15 protein-coding genes and 1 tRNA gene are annotated in these 17,478 nt (G+C 42.6%); 4 read left to right on the top strand and 12 right to left on the bottom strand.

The genetic code is table 11. The features are described 5' to 3' along the window. Window positions 1–148: 148 nt before the first annotated feature. Window positions 149–538 (top strand): hypothetical protein, encoded by a 390-nt coding sequence (locus JMY02_RS08445; RefSeq protein ID WP_201597163.1) that lies wholly within the window; start codon window positions 149–151, stop codon window positions 536–538. Between the two features lie 148 nt (window positions 539–686). Here the strand turns inward: JMY02_RS08445 and JMY02_RS08440 are convergent, their stop codons facing one another. Continuing rightward, the gene (locus JMY02_RS08440; protein ID WP_201597161.1) at window positions 687–1,052 is read right to left on the bottom strand and encodes a hypothetical protein; all 366 of its coding nucleotides are present in this window, start codon (window positions 1,050–1,052) and stop codon (window positions 687–689) included. A gap of 184 nt (window positions 1,053–1,236) precedes the next feature. Then, a complete protein-coding gene (gene uvrB, locus JMY02_RS08435; protein WP_201597159.1) occupies window positions 1,237–3,348 on the bottom strand; it encodes an excinuclease ABC subunit UvrB in 2,112 nt (703 codons plus the stop codon). A gap of 428 nt (window positions 3,349–3,776) precedes the next feature. Between uvrB and dps the strand changes: the two genes are divergently transcribed. Beyond that, window positions 3,777–4,259: a DNA starvation/stationary phase protection protein Dps gene (gene dps, locus JMY02_RS08430; RefSeq protein WP_201597157.1), complete on the top strand. Its 483-nt coding sequence runs from the start codon at window positions 3,777–3,779 to the stop codon at window positions 4,257–4,259. A gap of 296 nt (window positions 4,260–4,555) precedes the next feature. Here the strand turns inward: dps and JMY02_RS08425 are convergent, their stop codons facing one another. The 6 genes from JMY02_RS08425 to JMY02_RS08400 form a co-directional block, all read right to left on the bottom strand. Then, a complete protein-coding gene (locus JMY02_RS08425; RefSeq protein WP_201597156.1) occupies window positions 4,556–5,101 on the bottom strand; it encodes an acyl-CoA thioesterase in 546 nt (181 codons plus the stop codon). A 118-nt stretch (window positions 5,102–5,219) separates the two neighbouring features. Then, window positions 5,220–5,630, bottom strand: coding sequence for a DUF2177 family protein (locus JMY02_RS08420; RefSeq protein WP_201597155.1), 411 nt, complete (start codon window positions 5,628–5,630; stop codon window positions 5,220–5,222). Between the two features lie 37 nt (window positions 5,631–5,667). Further along, entirely contained in the window at window positions 5,668–7,140 is a 1,473-nt protein-coding gene (locus tag JMY02_RS08415; protein WP_201597154.1) for an SAM-dependent methyltransferase, read from the bottom strand. Window positions 7,141–7,233: 93 nt separating this feature from the next. Then, window positions 7,234–8,229 carry a DUF1365 domain-containing protein gene (locus tag JMY02_RS08410; RefSeq protein ID WP_201597153.1) on the bottom strand — a complete coding sequence of 332 codons (996 nt, stop codon included), beginning with the start codon at window positions 8,227–8,229 and terminating at the stop codon, window positions 7,234–7,236. Between the two features lie 329 nt (window positions 8,230–8,558). After that, window positions 8,559–10,268: an NAD(P)/FAD-dependent oxidoreductase gene (locus JMY02_RS08405; RefSeq protein WP_201597152.1), complete on the bottom strand. Its 1,710-nt coding sequence runs from the start codon at window positions 10,266–10,268 to the stop codon at window positions 8,559–8,561. A 73-nt stretch (window positions 10,269–10,341) separates the two neighbouring features. After that, a complete protein-coding gene (locus tag JMY02_RS08400; RefSeq protein ID WP_201597150.1) occupies window positions 10,342–11,079 on the bottom strand; it encodes an SDR family NAD(P)-dependent oxidoreductase in 738 nt (245 codons plus the stop codon). A gap of 364 nt (window positions 11,080–11,443) precedes the next feature. On the opposite strand from JMY02_RS08400, the gene JMY02_RS08395 reads away from it, so the two are divergent. After that, window positions 11,444–12,646, top strand: coding sequence for a pyridoxal phosphate-dependent aminotransferase (locus JMY02_RS08395; RefSeq protein WP_201597148.1), 1,203 nt, complete (start codon window positions 11,444–11,446; stop codon window positions 12,644–12,646). A gap of 275 nt (window positions 12,647–12,921) precedes the next feature. Then, window positions 12,922–12,997 (top strand) — tRNA-Asn (locus JMY02_RS08390). Between the two features lie 106 nt (window positions 12,998–13,103). Here the strand turns inward: JMY02_RS08390 and icmH are convergent. From icmH to JMY02_RS08370, 4 genes are all read right to left on the bottom strand, one after another. Beyond that, entirely contained in the window at window positions 13,104–13,916 is an 813-nt protein-coding gene (gene icmH / locus JMY02_RS08385) for a type IVB secretion system protein IcmH/DotU (protein ID WP_201597146.1), read from the bottom strand. A 400-nt stretch (window positions 13,917–14,316) separates the two neighbouring features. Beyond that, window positions 14,317–15,663, bottom strand: coding sequence for a type VI secretion system baseplate subunit TssK (gene tssK / locus JMY02_RS08380; protein ID WP_201597143.1), 1,347 nt, complete (start codon window positions 15,661–15,663; stop codon window positions 14,317–14,319). Window positions 15,664–15,672: 9 nt separating this feature from the next. Then, on the bottom strand, window positions 15,673–16,350 hold the full coding sequence (locus JMY02_RS08375) for a hypothetical protein (protein WP_201597142.1): 678 nt from the start codon (window positions 16,348–16,350) through the stop codon (window positions 15,673–15,675). Between the two features lie 43 nt (window positions 16,351–16,393). Then, window positions 16,394–17,434 (bottom strand): M15 family metallopeptidase, encoded by a 1,041-nt coding sequence (locus JMY02_RS08370; protein WP_227678454.1) that lies wholly within the window; start codon window positions 17,432–17,434, stop codon window positions 16,394–16,396. Window positions 17,435–17,478 lie beyond the last annotated feature (44 nt).

The raw sequence follows: 17,478 nt of genomic DNA, 5'->3' as shown, positions 1-17,478 counted from the left end.
CATTATGTTTTAACTGGTTTTTTTTGGTTCAAAATACGACTACCTTCATTAAAAATATGCAATAATCACCAGCCAATCAGGCTAGTAGCACTGCTGGTCATACCAACTCTTATATCTATCGTAATTAACAAACTTAAAGGATTAACCCATGAAAAAATACCTTGCTTCAACCGTCATGCTTGCGACCTTGGTTCTAGCTGGATGTACAACCACTGGTGGTGCCAATACCACAACAGGCAACGCTATCGGTACGGCAAATGAAATTGGTATGAATGTCTTTAAGTCGGCGATTGATAATCAGTGCCGTAGCCAAATTGAGAAACAGAGTGCTTGGCGCATTGCCAGCGTGGCGATGACGGAAACCCAACAAGAAGCGGTAAAAAGTAATGTTTGTGGCTGTGTCAGTGAGCAAGCACCGCAACAGGTGACGCTCGTTGAACTGGGTAATGCCGCCATAGATTCACAATATCGTACACAGCTGGTCGCCAAAGTGGTCGCAAAATCTTTACAAAGCTGTTATGCAAGTTTTACCAAATAAGCCATTAAATACATATTATTGAATGACTTATTGAGCGCTGATAGGCTAAAAATATAAGACCAAAAAAGGGGACAACATATATAGTGTCCCCTTTTTTTATTTCTGAGATTTTAATGTAGACAATATTATAGACCCGTCTACAATCTACTCATGATAAAGGCCTAGACGGTAACGATGGCGCAGAGGACAATGTTTTATTTCGACGAAAGTATTTCGAAGAGCTATCGATAATTTTACTGACTTCTTTGACCAAATCATCAATCACATCATCGTACACCCCATGATGTAATTCGGTTTCGAATGACGTGAATGGATGCTTACGTGGGGCGGAGCTCACTTCTGTCACACCTTGCTTAGTATAAAAGATATCGACCCGACCATCACTATTTAGCACACAATTTAATGAACCACCATCAAGCTCCATTTCTAACCGTTCAGGCATAAAGATATAATCGTCAACATCCATGAGCTTTTTTTCTACTTCTCGTTTAAAAAATGACTTGATATCAAACATAAAAAATCCTTTAACGTAAAATTTATAACATAAGTGAGCACGCCTGACTTTATGACCATCGCCTAGCATTTATCTATATGCCTAATAGGTCGTGCTTTATTAAATTATTCTACAAGATACGCTGACCATTTTTAAGACGGGATATGTAAAACTGCGTTTGAGGTTGGTAAAAATGAGAAGTGGTTTAGATTAAATGCGCTTTTAGCTCTAGCACTCTATCACGCGTTTTTGCTGCCTCTTCAAATTTTAAATCACGCGACATTTGCTGCATTTGTTTCTCAAGGCGCTTAATTTCTTTGGCCAGCAAATCGGGACTGCGCAATATATTGATATCCACATCCGGCAAATTACTCTTGATTGGGATCACTTGATTGTCATTGGCATTATGGTCATCACCTGTATCAATCTTATCAGTGATACTACGGCGCGCGCCTTTGGGCGTAATGTTATGCTCGATATTAAAGGCAACCTGCTTTTCACGGCGACGGTCTGTCTCATCTATCGCTTTTTGCATACTGTTGGTAATACGATCAGCATAAAGAATGGCCTTACCATTTAAGTGACGGGCAGCACGACCAATGGTCTGAATAAGCGCACGCTCAGAACGCAAAAAGCCTTCTTTATCTGCATCAAATATGGCGACCAGTGAGACCTCTGGCATATCGAGACCCTCACGCAATAGATTGATACCCACCAAGACATCATGGACGCCAGTACGCAGCTCATGAATAATCTGCATACGCTCTACCGTATCGATATCTGAATGCAAATAAGCGACTTTGACATCGTATTCTTTAAGATAACTGGTCAAGTCCTCTGACATACGTTTGGTCAAGGTCGTAATCAACACACGCTCATCTTTTTCGCGGCGCTTGGTAATCTCCGATAGCACGTCATCGACTTGCGTCAATACAGGACGTATCTCGATCTCAGGATCAATCAGACCCGTTGGACGCACAACTTGCTCAACCACTTGCTCGCTGTGTTCTAATTCGTACAACGCAGGCGTGGCACTCACATAAATCGTCTTTGGTTTGATGCGCTCCCATTCTTCAAACTTCATCGGGCGATTGTTCATCGCACTTGGCAGACGAAAACCATAATTGACCAAATTTTCTTTACGTGATCTATCGCCTTTGTACATCGCTCCAATCTGCGAAACGGTCACATGCGACTCATCAATAAACAGCAGCGCGTCTTCTGGAATATAATCAAACAAGGTCGGTGGAGCCTCCCCTGACGGACGACCAGAGAGGTGCTGTGAGTAGTTTTCGATACCATTACAGTAGCCAAGCTGCTGAATCATCTCTAGATCATACTGCGTACGCTCTTTAAGACGCTGTGCTTCAATCAGCTTGTTGTTGTCGCGAAAATACTCTAAACGTGGCTCTAACTCAGCGCGAATTGTATGGCTGGCAGCTTCTAGTTTGTTGCGCGGTGTCACATAATGCGATTTTGGATAAATGGTAATACGCGGTACGTTGCGCACCGTTTTGCCCGTTAAAGGGTCAAACCAAGTGATCTTCTCCACTTCATTGTCAAACAGATGCACACGTACTGCCAGTTGTTCAGACTCAGCAGGATAGATATCCAGCAGCTCACCACGCAGGCGATAAGTACCACGGCCAAAATCCAGCTCGTTACGTGTGTATTGCATTTCAACCAAACGCTTAATCGTCGCAGTACGATCGATTTTATCGCCCACGACGACATGCAACAGCATTTTTAGATAGCTTTCTGGATCACCCAAACCATAAATACACGATACTGAAGCCACGATAATCGCATCACGACGTTCTAACAGCGCACGCGTGGCTGATAAGCGCATTTGGTCAATATGGTCATTGATGGCACTGTCTTTTTCAATAAAAGTATCGCTGGCAGCCACATAAGCTTCCGGCTGATAGTAGTCATAATAACTGACAAAATACTCAACTGCATTATTAGGGAAAAATGATTTGAACTCGCCATATAGCTGCGCAGCAAGCGTCTTGTTGTGCGCCATAATAATCGTCGGGCGCTGAGTCTCGGAGATAACCTTAGCCATGGTATAAGTCTTACCAGAACCCGTGACGCCCAGTAACAGCTGTTCGTCCATACCAGAATTGATACCGTTTACAAGCTTTTTAATTGCTTGCGGCTGATCGCCTGCTGGCTCAAAGTCTGTCACCATCTCAAAGGCACGACTCGAAATTTGCGTCCCTGACGCATTGACACCACTAATTTCAGCTTCGCCTTGGAGCTGGGTGGCCAATTGATTTAACTGACGCGATGAACGTGGTTCAGGCATTCGCATAATGGCTTTCTTCTTATTGAGGTTTATTACAGTATGGGGTTCAAATTCGTAATTTTAAAGGATGATTGCTGGTTCTGTCTTATGATTATAGTCGACAGTGCAACTTAAAATCTACGCGTATAACCCCTCTATTTACCAACACATAATTGGTGAATAAATCTAAAGTGGTTATAAAAAACGCACACAGTATCCGTTAAATTTACAAAGCTTTTCATGATTAACAAACTCATTACACGACCACTCAATAAAGCCTAACGCTTTAGGGTTCCATCTTCCTTTTAAGCTGCTATCATCGATACTGAATTAACAAGCTGTAATTTAATAAGCACTTACCAAGCAAAATATTAATAACAATGCATATAAAAAATGTAGTGACAAAATAGTTATTAAAGACCATATTTAGTAAAAACAAAATAACGGAGTAAAATATGAGAGAACGTTACGCAAGTGGCATATCAGACGACACTGCCAAAAAAATGATCGAACTGTTAAACGCAAACTTGGCAAATGTTATTGATTTAACGCTAGACGGTAAGCAGTGCCATTGGAACTTACAAGGTAAGGGCTTCATTGGTGTACATCAGTTATTAGATGATACTGCAGATCGTATTCGTGAAGTATCAGACACCATTGCTGAACGTATTGTGATTTTGGGTGGCCAACCAAACGGGCTAGCAAGCCGTGTGGCAAAAGACTCTATTTTGGATGACTATCCAACTGATATTACTGAGGTCGATCAACACGTTCGTGAAATCACTGATCGCTATAAAAAAGTCGCTGAAACGCTACGTAAAGCAATTGATACTGCGGGTGACGCGGGTGATGAAGATACCGCTGATTTGTTGACAGAAGCCAGCCGTATCATTGATAAAGACGCTTGGTTCATCGGTGCCAATGCACCAAAGAAATAATACCTTTATGATTTAGTGTATTAAAATCTTAAAATTATAAACATCACGTATAACAAAAAGGCTACCTATATATAGGTAGCCTTTTTTATGATATAGAAATAAGCAAACGTATATTATTAATCAGATCTATGAATATAATGCTTAGGCTAAATATTCCTAAACCTCTAACCTTAGTTTCGTGATTTAGTGATCAGACAAAACAAGTATCTCTGCATTGGGTATTGATAGCGTCAAATCGCCTTAAGTTTGACACCACTACTCATACTTTCAGGTTTACTATTATTTTTTTACTCAGACTATTCTTCACCATTATTAGGCAGCTCTCCATCCATCTCTTCTATATCGCAGCTTGGACGATATGAGCTTTCCATACGCAAGTTCTTGCGCTCAAGCGCTGCATCAGCACGGCACTGCTGCATTTTATTTTTGATATTGAGAGGCGGTACAGGCGTTGGCTTGCCATTATCATCAATAGCAACCATCGTAAAATAGCAACTGTTGGTATGGCGCACGGTACGGGCACGCACGTCTTCAGCTTCGACGCGAATGCCTATCTCCATTGAGGTGTTTCCCACATAATTGACACTTGCCGCAAAGGTAACCAATTCACCAACATAGATAGGCTCACGGAACATCACTTGATCCACAGACAGTGTCACCACGTAGTTGCCACTATAGCGGCTGGCACACGCATAAGCGACCTGATCCAACATCTTCAACAAATCACCGCCATGCACGTTCCCGATGAAGTTCGCCATATCAGGCGTCATCAGTATCGACATATAAAGCTCGTTCTTTAGAGGCGCTTTTTTGGCGGTTGAACTGGTATTGTATTGCGGCATAACATTCCTTACGATTGTGTAAAACTCATATTCTGACTGTCATTTATACAGTCGAGTCAAAGCATTTGTAAATAATCTAGATTGTGTAAATGGACAACTTGATAATGACGCTAACCATTTAACTCAACCAATGAAAACGATAAGCGAGCCATGCGACAATGGCACTCACAGAACCCGTCAAAATCCCGCCCCAAGCAAAATCAACCAATGCTGTATCTAACGTAAAACCCTTGTACAGTGCCAAATTGGTAAAGTCATAAGTGCCATAAGCCATCAGTCCGATTAAGCCGCCGAGCAAGAAAATATGGCCAACCGATGCGCCCGCTTTGATTTGCGGATATAGAATCAATATACAGAGTGCCAAGACATAAAACATATAAAATACGCCAGCAGCCATCATATTTGGTTCATCAGCCAATAAATGGCCGATACGCGACTCATAAAAAGCCCCTTTCATGGTCGTTAGCCAAACGGCATCGACACCCAAAAATATGACCACAGCAGCAAGATAGATAAATACATAACCCATAACGAACTCCTTTTATTTAGATTGTTTCGATCACAGCTTATGAAGACATGGTGTGGTTTCCACACGTACAATCACCGTTATCATGCATCAAATCGTCAATCAAATGGCTGCTTTGCGCCTCTGGTAGACTGTCATTGGATGGCAAATCAGCGAAGTGCATCGTGTCAATATTATTTGGCTTCACAGCTGTCAATTGTACCACCCCAATCGTCCGCTCCAAAAAACCACCTTCACAGTAACAGAAGTAAAAATCCCATAAGCGAATAAAGGCATCATCATAACCCAGTGCTATTATCTCCTCGCGCTGTGCCATGAATGCAGCACGCCAATCTCGCAATGTATGGGCATAGTCAAAGCCATAATCATGCAATTGCTTGATGACCATATCCGTCTGCTCAGCAAACTGCGTATTTAGCTCTTGATTTGAGAGGAGACAACCGCCAGGGAAAATGTGCGTCTGGATAAAATCGACTGAATTTACGTATTCTTGATAATTTTGGTCATTAAAGGTAATCGCTTGCAGTACCATCAATCCTGTGGGTTTGAGCAAGCTATTACACTTAGCAAAGAAAGTCGGTAAATACTCGTGCCCTACCGCCTCAATCATCTCGATACTGACCAATTTGTCATAGTGGCCTGTCAGCTCACGATAGTCTTGCTTAAGTAGTGTGACTTTATCAGACAGTCCAGCCGCTTCGACTCGGCGCTGTGCCTCATCATACTGCGCATCAGATATGGTGGTGGTGGTCACATGGCAGCCATAATGCGTGGCAGCATAAATAGCAAAACCACCCCAACCAGTGCCGATTTCAATCACCTGATCCTCAGCAGTCAGTTGCAATCGCTGGCAAATAAGCGCCAATTTATGCTGCTGCGCCTCACTGAGCGACACATCTGGCGTACGATATACCGCCGATGAATACATCATCGTATCGTCCAAAAAACGCTGATACATGTCATTACCCAAGTCATAATGCGCCAATATATTGGACTTAGCGCCAGACTTATCATTACTACGGAGCTGGTGTTTTGCTTTCTCAAAGGCCTTACTCACGCCAGCAAAACGATTTTCTAGTTTGTTCAGAACCGCCAAGTTGCGCGCTGCCAACCGAATCAATCCAGTCAAATCATCTGTTTCCCACTCACCATTGATATAGCTGTCTGCTAGCGCAATAGAGCCACCAAGCAGCAATTGACGATAAACCGTACGATCATGGATGATCAACGTGACCTGCAATGAATGTCGACCAACTGCCGAGCTACTCTTGGTCTCGCTAGATTGGCTACCAAAACGACGGGTATAAGATGACTGCTCGTCAAACGCTTCGATAATAGTGAGGCTACCAAACTGAACATGTGTCAAAGCGCGAAATATGAGTTTTCTTGCCAAGTGATTGACACCCTTGCCCACGGGTTGCAGAATGGTGCTCTCATTGACCACCTTATTCATTCGTGCCGTCAACTTTTCTAATGTGGAGACTGGTGCTCGGTCGGTCGGTCTTGCTGACATCGTATATTTATCCTTGTCTAAGTGCTCTAAGTTTTCTAAGTTTTCTAAGTTTTCTAAGTTTAAGGGGGCAAAATTACGAAATTTTCTGAACTTTTAATCGTCAGAGCCTGTCTTTTTGAGTGCTTTTGGTTGCTGCTGGCTATCGGCTAGCTTTTCATCATAATTGATATAGGGCACTTTTTTGATCGCATAGAGCTTAAACGCATGCCAATAGATACGCGTTACAGAAGTCAAATTCATCAGCGGATTTTTCTGCAAGCTGTCACGAACAGATGCATCCGTCATCGGCACGCCAGTCATTTTTATGCCCGTTTTTAACACATCACCGCGCTCATCGCTAATATCAATCGCAATACGAACCTGCAAACATCTATCTGACTGCTCTTTCGCCTCTTTTTGCGACGTATTCTTCGGTGTGTTTTTGCTCGTATTTTTTATCGTAACCTGCCAACGATATAACTGGTCGATAGGATTGAAAGGTGATACATGAAAATTTTTGTCATGACAAAACTCAGTGTTCGTCCCATTGAGTAAAAACCCATAATAATGGCGTTTGTTCCATGGCGTATTGGAAACCTCAGCCAATAAATGAGTCGGCATCTGCTGTTTATCAAAACCGATATAAAAATTGACCGGACTAAAGTACATACCAGCATTACGGCAAACCAGCAATCCAAGCATATCACCTATTGGCGCGCTACCAGTACGGTCAGTAAATACTTGGTGTAAACGATGGTTAAGTGCTTGAAAGCTATTCAATCCGTCTTCTTTATTATTGAGGTTATTTACATTGTTATTTTTACTTAGGCTATTCAAACCCTGCAAATAATCATCAGGACAAAACTGCTGTAATGCCTTTCTCTTCGCTGAAAATAACTGTACTTTCCCTAAAATTTTATGTTTACCAGAAGTTGCCACGCTGACTTCAGGAAGTGTCTGTCCTGCCGCCAAGGCACTAATATTGACGCCCCAATAACGATATGGATAAACGAATTTGTGTACATTTGGCAACAGCCGACTGTGCCATGTTGTCCCATGGAATAATTGATGCGGTAAGAAGCTATTAGACGAATCTTCTTTGATAGGCATAGCACGCTCTTCGTTGGGGTTGATGTGTTTTTATGACAACATTACTTAGGGCGTGTTGAACATTCAACCATAGCACTGACAGAGACTATTTTTTAGGCGATTCGCAGGTAAAAATAGTGAGTATCGTTATTCTATACGGCTATTTTTAGCAATGAAACGGCAAAAAAGAGTCCTGTCCTTTCAGGCTGATGCTAAAACTGCCCCATACTGCGTTGCAAGTCTAGTTAAGGTATTAACATTATCGTCGACTTGTGCCTTGTCTGGAACAGTTTTAGCTATCAGCAGTACCTATTTGTGAATGTTCAACACGCCCTAAGCTCATGACAATATCACTTGTTTTTACGACGGCCAAATAAACCGAGCGTTTGCTTTGTGCTTGGCGCTGTTTGTAATTGCTCAACGTATTCAATAAGTTCCTGATTGGTGGTCGCAGTCGTCACTTGACGTTGATTCAATTTGCGCAGTTTGATGTCTGCTTTAATAGGTAAATCCTTGTAGCGAAATGGCGTATGAGCGCTATCAGCATCCGGCAGATGGATCGGATCAACGTCGTCTTTTATATCGATATCATGCCCTAATGATTGACACACACGTAAACCACTTCGCACCCCATCTTCATGGAAACCATTAAACCAATAAGCCCCGCAAAAATGCGTGTGCAAGCCGTTACCAGAAATACTTGGCCAGTTGCTCTGAGCGGCTATCATTGCTTGATCAAAAACAGGATGACTGTAGTCAATGCTCTTGATGACTTGCTGTTCATTGATATCTTGGTTGAGAGTGACTAGATAGTTATGTTTTTTGGTGAGTCTTTGCAAAATATTCATATGATACGTCAGCACTGGTTTTGTGGGACGCTGCGTCTCTTCAACCGTGTTTTGGGTGTGTGCTTTATCCAAAGGCTTGTCGTCTATCAGGTAGTTCCAGCTTGCCCATGCCAGTGGCTTTTTGGGTAATACACTGGTGTCGGTATGCAGGACGGCGGTATTTTTGGTAAAACGGAAATGACTCAGCACCTCAGTTTCCTCTGCACTGGCATCTTTTAGAATATGCAGCGCGGTGTCAGCATGACACGCAAAGATAACCTCATCAAACACGCGCTCTTCAGACCCGCCATTAGTGCTATTTTTATCCTGAATCGTTACTGTCACATTATCAAGCTTATCATTACGAATCACAGACTGCACGGGGCAATTTACTTGTATGTCACCGCCAGCTTTGACAAAGCGAGTCACCAATTTATTGACGTACTGTTTTGAGCCACCCTTGATCGTAAACCACTGCAGACGGTTGACCACATCAAGCAAACCATGGTTGTCAAAAAACTGTGCAAAAAACACCAAAGGAAAATCTTGCACGTCGCTCAAACTGGTCGACCAAATCGCAGAAACCATGGGCAGCAAATAGTTGTCTACAAACAAATTGCCATAGCGTTTCTCAGCGAGATAGCTACCGAGTGTTTGCTCGGTAAAGACGCTAACGTCTTGGCCTTGAGCTCGTGTGGCCTCATAGTCTTGACGCAGTTGCTTTATGTGCTTATTAAACTGTAAGACATCTTTGATAAACTGCCAAAACTTAGGATTGAGAACGTTTTTACGCTGTGAGAGTAAGGTATTTAGCGTATGACCGTTGTATTCAAAATGACGCGCCGTGTTCTTTACCGAAAAGCTCATATCAGTCGCTTGAAACGGTACTTTTAAGTCATAAAGCAAGCGGAAAAAGTTAGGATAGGTACGCTCATTAAAAACAATAAAACCCGTGTCTATCGCACTACTTTCTACTTTGCTATTTTTGGCTTTTTTGCCGTCTTGCAACGTCACATCAATAGTATTTACATGCCCGCCAATATAATCGTTGGCTTCAAACACGGTCACATCATGGTGCGCCACCAAGTAATGCGCACAAGTCAGTCCTGACACCCCCGAACCGATGATCGCAATACGCTTTTTAGTTTGAGTATCGTCAGAAATTTTTGCCTTGCTGGTGTTGTTTTTAGCTGGCGTTTGCTTGCTAGCACGCTGGCGGCGAATAAACGGCATAAAACGATTCCTTTCTATTTTCTTTGGTGGACTATTTTCTTTAGTAGACTATGTTTTTGATAACGATGATGGCTTATTTTTTATTAAGTTTTCCACTCACCTGCTGCCAAACCAAATCTGGCAACGTACCCAGCGCCTTTAACGGTAAGGTAAGTTTTTTGGGAAATTCAATCACATCGTGGCCGTTTTTTATACCATCGCGAATCGCTTGACTTGCCTGCTCTGGCGTTTGAATAAATGGCATTGGAAAATCGTTTTGTTTGGTCATTGGGGTTTCGACAAAACCAGGCACCACCAAGCTGACTGACACCTCATGCGAGGCCAAGCTAATCTGCAAGGTTTTCATCAGATAGTGAATAGCCGCCTTTGAGCTGCCATAGGCCTCAGCCCGCGCAAATGGCACGTAAGCAGAAGCTGAACCAATACCTACTAAACGGCCTTTTGAAGCGATGAGCTGTGGCAATACGGCTTCGATGGCATGTGATAATGTGCCCATGTTTACTGACATGACCTTCATAAATACCGCACTATCAAAGTTTGGCATGTCCAAATACTCACACATACCCGCGCCACAAATCGCCAAATCCACCGTTTCGATTTCGCTGAAAGCAGCAATGACCTTGTCGCGATCCATCAAGTCTAACTCAATGGTTGTTGCGCCTAACGACTTGAGTTCGGCCAAGGCTGCATCATCACGGCCGACAGCATATACATGATGGCCTTCTCGTAGATAATCTTTTGTTAATTGATAGCCAATACCAGAAGTTGCACCAGTAATGAGAATATGTAATTGCTTAGCAGAGTCTGTCATCGTAAATATCCTTTTCATCATTTTAGTCAAAATTTGTGGTAAAAAACGTGCCATTCATGCAAATTTTCAATGAGACATTGTTCTTTCTATGCGACTGATTGTTCTTTTTATACGCCTGATAGTATTCATTGGATTTTATTAAGGAATCATTCATTTTATTTATTAAATCTAAACAATAATAGCGTAAGGCCATCGATTTATTGTTGTGGTTTCGCAATTATTTATCGACTGAATCTATCCGATGGATTCGTCATTCTCTGTTACCACCTCTATAAGACAGCATAATAAGCGCGTGCTACAATGCAAAAAGAAAAATCACCGATACTTTCACCACTTCTCATTACCACATAAAAAAGGATCTCTTATGAGCGAGTTGCAACTGTCAGACCGTGTCAACAGCATTAAGCCCTCACCTACACTAGCGATTACCAATAAAGCCAAAGAGCTAAAAGCCGCGGGCAAAGACATTATCGGTCTAGGCGCAGGCGAACCTGACTTTGATACTCCAGAACATATCAAAACAGCGGCAATTGAAGCAATCAATAACGGCTTCACCAAGTATACCGCTGTCGATGGTACGCCAGAGCTCAAAAAAGCCATTATCGAGAAATTCAAGCGCGACAACGATATCAGCTATGAGCCAAATGAAATCTTGGTATCAGTCGGTGGTAAGCAATCGTTCTTTAACCTTGCCCAAGCTTTTATCAATCCAGGCGATGAAGTCATCATTCCAGCGCCGTATTGGGTCAGCTATCCTGATATGGTTATCATTGCTGAAGGCGTGCCAGTCATCGTCAAATGCCCTGCCGAGCAAGACTTCAAAATCACGCCTGAGCAGTTAGAAGCCGCCATCACTGACAAAACCAAAATGTTGGTATTGAATAGCCCTTCTAATCCGACTGGTATGATTTATACGCTAGATGAGTTAAAAGCCATCGCTGAAGTATTGAAAAAACACCCACAAGTCTATGTGGCCTCAGACGATATGTACGAGCATATCCGCTGGACGGGTGATAAGTTCTACAATATCCTAAACGCAGCGCCTGAACTTAAAGATCGTGCAATTATCTTGAACGGTGTCTCTAAAGCCTATGCGATGACAGGCTGGCGTATTGGCTATGCTGGTGGCCCCGCTAAATTGATCAGTGCAATGAAAAAAGTACAGTCACAATCTACTTCATGCCCAACCTCTATCAGTCAAGTTGCTGCAGAAGCTGCTATTAGTGGCGATCAGAGCGTATTAGAGCCAATGGTAGCGGCATTTGAGCAGCGTTGTGATCTCGTCGTCGATGGCCTAAATGCCATTAAAGGTATTACTTGTCTGCGTCCTGATGGCGCGTTTTATGTATACCCAGACATCAAGCCGCTGATCAAAGCCGCCGGCCTCTCGTCTTGTACTGAGTTTTCAGAATGGTTATTAGAAAAAGTGGGTGTTGCAGTGGTGCCAGGTGATGCCTTTGGTCTTGGCGGCTACATGCGTATCTCTTATGCCACCGATGAAGCCACGCTCAAAGATGCCTTATCGCGTATCGAAAAAGCGGTTGCTGATTTGGACGTTGCTGAATAATCGCTAACGAGCGATTGGTCTAAACCGTGTTTTAATAAAGAACCCCTGTTTTGATAAAAAAGACGCCTCATATCATTTATGGGGCGTTTTTTTGCGAATATTGAGTCATGTTTTGGCAAAAACCTGCTATCTCATCACTAAAACGACAAATTTTGCACATTATGCAAAAAAACGCTTGACGTATTTTTTATCTTTGCTAGAATACGCCCCACTTAGCAAGAACTCGTTAGAGGCTGCTAAGGCTCGTTGTAAGAGATTAGATACTTACAGCTTATTCTCCAATAGCTCAGTTGGTAGAGCAACGGACTGTTAATCCGTGTGTCCCTGGTTCGAGCCCAGGTTGGAGAGCCACATTTTAGTTGTAAATTTTTTGAGTCATCTTAGATTCAATTATGGCATTTGCCAAGACCCTCATCACTTTGATGGGGGTTTTTTTATGGCTAAAATAAATGATAGATTAGGGCAAAAATATAGAAATATGGGCTTGTTCTTTATTTTCTTGAATCACATGATCGTATGCTGAGAGTTGATTGTCAGAAAAGCGATTGGTGACCTGCCACATGGTTGCAAATATCGCCGTCAGTAGCCCTAAGATTACCACGAGGATAATCCACAGCGGCGTTTCACTCGTAAGCGTGTGTTTGATTTGATCGGGAATCGCCCAAAATGGCGAAAATTCGTTTTTATTGCCACGTAGATGCTCAATCTCATCACCCAAGCGCGCGATCAGATAGCGAATTTTTTCAGGTGCTTCCAAGCGATACTTTCCTTGAAAACCAAGCAGCATGGCATAATGATAAACCTCTAGAGCCGGTAGACGCTTCTCACCTTGCTCACGTAAACCATCTAAACGCTCAAAAAACTCGTTTCCAGCGACTTGTGAGCCAAACAAATCCAGCTGCAAAGGGTTTAGCTCCCATGCATCTTTTAGCGTTTGGAACATCGGCTCTTGCGACGTCATGATGGTCTCATCAATCAATGCGCAGTAAGCGTACTTGGCTTCATGAATATCTTCTGACAAAAATCCTTTTTTGCGAGCATTGATCTCAAACTTATCTAAAAAGTCATATATTTTTTGCCGAAAATTGCGCGGCTCAGTACTGAAATAGTGATTACGTAGTAAAAATACCAAATAAAAACCGTCGTACATAATATCAACCAGCGACTGGCTGCTGATACGTTTATCAAGACCGTTTGCTGAGACCTTAGAGGCTACCTCACCTGAATCTAATAATGAGGGCGCAGAACCCATTGAGTTATTCCCTGACATGATTGTTCCTAATGCGAATTTTTTAAATATGACCACATATAGTCGATACTAGGGCGTGTTTGATAATTCAGCCATGGCACTGACAGAGACTATTTTTTAGGCGATTCGAAGGTAAAAATAGTAAGTATAGTTATTCTATACGGCTATTTTTAGCAATGAAGCGGCAAAAAAGAGTCCTGTCCCCTGCTTTTTGTCATTGGGGCTGATGCTAACACTGCCCCATACGGTGTTGCAAGTCTCGCTAAGGTATTAACATTATCGTCGACTTGCGCCTTGTCTGGAACCGTTTTAGCGATCAGCAGTGCCTATTTGTGAATATCAAACACGCCCTAAATAAGATACATACATAACATGATGACGCGAGACTGCTATAAATCTTTCTACTTTGAAGTTTCAAAAACTACTGGACGATAGCCATCAACTCAATTTTTAAGTCATCAAAGCCATTCGGCACATAAATGCAGATAGATTCAGACTTTATCATCTCGTCATACAGCTCACCCACAGGCTCGATGGTGAAGTAGCTAAATCCGGGTCTCACAGGAATGGCACTAGGCACTTGCGTCACATGCGAAACGGGTGAGCCTGGAAGCGCTGATAATACACGTTTCTCTACTGAGTCAGGGGTTGCAATCTTAAAGCGTCGCGGTACGATATCGATGAGCTCATGCATCGGTAACGAAGAGCTGACTGACAGATACAGCTGTGAGCCACGAGTAATCTTGTCACTACTCAGATCGCCCATATAGTAAGAGGGTTTGTTTTGACGTAACGGAATTGAGATAAAATTGCTGGCAATCACGGTGTTAAGCAGCTCACGAATAATGAGAATGATACTAATAAATGACTCATTCGCATTGTCATGATGATAAGCAGGCAGATCACCCACTTTATACAATGAGCTAAAAGTGGCTAACTGACTGGCTACATTTAATAGCGCCTCATAAAGACGTTCAGGATGTAACTTCGCATTGTTGTACAAATGGCTTAACTGAGCGTATGCGGTGTTCAGTGTATGCAATAGCCAAAAAGAGGCAATATCTGACGAGCGAAACTCTAGTAAATCATTGTTAGACTGACGATGATGGTCGTACAAAGAGGTGGACTTGGTATTAATCATGGTCATCAAACGATAGACCTGAGTGACGAGCGCGGGGTTGCTCATAATATGGACGCTTGGAACAATGTAATCCTCGTCTACTTGGTAAATGCCTTGCGTGGTACGCACCAGCTTGGCAACCAATAAAGACACGGTATCTTTACTAGGTGCTTGCGCAGAATGGCTGAGCTGCAAGCTTGGTGACAGTTTAATGACATCAATAACGGCTTCAGCCGCTTGACTATATAAATCTTGTGCTTGTACGGCGGCTCTTACATAACGTGCTGGATTGTCACTATGGTCTGTCTGTATATTGCAGCCACCACTGTGCACTATCTCTAAGCTCAAAAATACAAAAATTTCATCACTATTGTCTCGCGTATCTAGCGTAATGGCTTTTGGTAAGGCATCTGTACGAGGCGCTTGATACAATGTGCCATCTGGCAATACCGCATAAATGCTCTGAAAACTTAATATATGACTTTCTAAAAGTTGTTGATCGATCTGAACATCAGATACTCCATACGCATAGGGATGCATCAGCGTCATACTTAGCGCCCGCTGCGAGTTATGATAACTGTCTTGAATCTGAAAATGCTGAGGTCGCAAAAACAACCCTTCTCCCCATAGTACTTTATGTTTACTCAAGACAATCTCCTACGAACAGCTCACTAATGGCTGCTGATAATATTTAAGTTTGGTGGTAAATGTAGGCGCTCGCTCTGGGTCGATACCGCTTATAATACTGACATCACATGCGCCAATATTCAGTACAAGTGGCCCATCAAAATTGAGACTATCAAGTGGAATAAGCAGCTGTGAGCGTTTTTTGGTATATCTTAATCCCACTTTAATGGCAATAAAACGTGTATCTTGTGGAATAGATAACGTCACACTGGTCTCACGATTGGGAATAACACTGACTTCTTTAGCCGCCAGTGTTTCAAGGTCAGTGAACTGATTTTCTTCTTCCAAAAATGCAATATATGCGGTGCTCGCTGTCCCTTGCGCGGTACGTCCAGCATTGGCGTTGGCCATAGGCTTAATATTTAGTGTCACTCGCTGCCGCTTTAATTGCTCTTGCAATGCCTGCTGCTCTGCATTCATCATCTCCAGCTGCTGTTGCTGCTGCTCTAATTGAGTTTTAAGATTTTGCAAATCGTCATGACTATTTTTACCATTGTCGATGACATTTTTTATGGTATCAGCAATGGTAGACTCGCCTGCCAGTGTCGAGACGTTACTATTTGCTTGGTTCAATTTTTCCGTGCTGCACCCTATTAGTGCACCGCTGAGTAAACAGCTAGTGACCATTAAGCCTATCGGCAATGTCATACATCTGTCCATAATTCTAACTTATCCTAAAAGATTATAATCATTATTGACTGGTCAAAATTTCTGCCATTTCTGGACGGCCGAGCACCCCTTTTTTGCGTAGCTCCACATGCCCAAGATCCATCATACGCCAATCACCACCCCACACAAGTCCAGCAGATTTGGCTACTTTACCATATAATTTATAGCCTCGCATCGCCCAAGGATCCTTTTCAGTTATGACAATTTTGCCATTTCTGATAAAAGCACTATCAGCTGCCAAACCAAACTGATGATAACTCTTGTATGATCCAGCTTTGGTTACATGTGTTCCTTTTTTCAGCAATCTTGCCTGCCTTGCAGGACTACGGTAGCCTTCTAGAAGCACCATGTCATAACCATATTGATCACTCATTACTTTGTATATGACCAACAACCGTTGAACAAAATCCGAATTCATTTTTTGCCAGTTACGGTCTGCATTTTTAATATTGATGTGACCATTATGTAGATGCGAAGCCAGCATATCGCCTGAATAGCCAGCAGTGTGATCTTGCGCATTTAAATCCGACAAATCAGGCTCAGGTAGCATCAGGATTCTGTCATCTTGAGGTACAGTCGTTTGAGTATCTGGCCAATAGCCATCTTCTATTTTGCCCGCTTGATAGCTGGCAATCTCAGCATCAAGTTCAGCGAAAATCTCTGCTGGTGGCTGTGGTGGTGGCCGCAGGTGTTCTCCTATCAGTAATTGGCTGATTTGGGTATTTGCAGTACTGACGACCGCATCTTGAGCATGATGAACCTCAAGAGAGTTATTGGTAATCAAGGCATAGCAAAGCCCAGCCGTACCCATGACAATCAATAGCGATAATGCTGATATGACTGGAATGCGAGAAACATCCAAACGTGATATCAGTTTTCTACATTTTTTCATACAAGCGCAAAGCAACTTTGCGGGCGCTACTGTGAATGGACGACTGATATTAAAGCCAAATAACCGCTGATAGCTGATCGCTGCTTTATCAAACAGTCGCCCATATAATTGTCTATCAAAAAGCATGACAATGATGATGATAGCAACAAGCGTAAAGACAGAAACAGTCACGTAAAGCATAAGTAAAAGGGCTGACAATTAAGACGACGACGTAA

Origin of the sequence: Psychrobacter vallis (genome assembly GCF_904846715.1) — a bacterium.
Classification (GTDB): domain Bacteria; phylum Pseudomonadota; class Gammaproteobacteria; order Pseudomonadales; family Moraxellaceae; genus Psychrobacter; species Psychrobacter vallis.
Note: the sequence above shows the minus strand (reverse complement) of the source record. Positions and strands in the feature narration are given on the sequence as shown.

Excerpts from the sequence above, each read along its gene's own strand:
- JMY02_RS08445 (WP_201597163.1), top strand. The coding sequence starts at position 149 with ATGAAAAAATACCTTGCTTCAACCGTCATGCTTGCGACCTTGGTTCTA.
- JMY02_RS08440 (WP_201597161.1), bottom strand. The coding sequence starts at position 1,052 with ATGTTTGATATCAAGTCATTTTTTAAACGAGAAGTAGAAAAAAAGCTC.
- uvrB (WP_201597159.1), bottom strand. The coding sequence starts at position 3,348 with ATGCGAATGCCTGAACCACGTTCATCGCGTCAGTTAAATCAATTGGCC.
- dps (WP_201597157.1), top strand. The coding sequence starts at position 3,777 with ATGAGAGAACGTTACGCAAGTGGCATATCAGACGACACTGCCAAAAAA.
- JMY02_RS08425 (WP_201597156.1), bottom strand. The coding sequence starts at position 5,101 with ATGCCGCAATACAATACCAGTTCAACCGCCAAAAAAGCGCCTCTAAAG.
- JMY02_RS08420 (WP_201597155.1), bottom strand. The coding sequence starts at position 5,630 with ATGGGTTATGTATTTATCTATCTTGCTGCTGTGGTCATATTTTTGGGT.
- JMY02_RS08415 (WP_201597154.1), bottom strand. The coding sequence starts at position 7,140 with ATGTCAGCAAGACCGACCGACCGAGCACCAGTCTCCACATTAGAAAAG.
- JMY02_RS08410 (WP_201597153.1), bottom strand. The coding sequence starts at position 8,229 with ATGCCTATCAAAGAAGATTCGTCTAATAGCTTCTTACCGCATCAATTA.
- JMY02_RS08405 (WP_201597152.1), bottom strand. The coding sequence starts at position 10,268 with ATGCCGTTTATTCGCCGCCAGCGTGCTAGCAAGCAAACGCCAGCTAAA.
- JMY02_RS08400 (WP_201597150.1), bottom strand. The coding sequence starts at position 11,079 with ATGACAGACTCTGCTAAGCAATTACATATTCTCATTACTGGTGCAACT.
- JMY02_RS08395 (WP_201597148.1), top strand. The coding sequence starts at position 11,444 with ATGAGCGAGTTGCAACTGTCAGACCGTGTCAACAGCATTAAGCCCTCA.
- icmH (WP_201597146.1), bottom strand. The coding sequence starts at position 13,916 with ATGTCAGGGAATAACTCAATGGGTTCTGCGCCCTCATTATTAGATTCA.
- JMY02_RS08375 (WP_201597142.1), bottom strand. The coding sequence starts at position 16,350 with ATGACATTGCCGATAGGCTTAATGGTCACTAGCTGTTTACTCAGCGGT.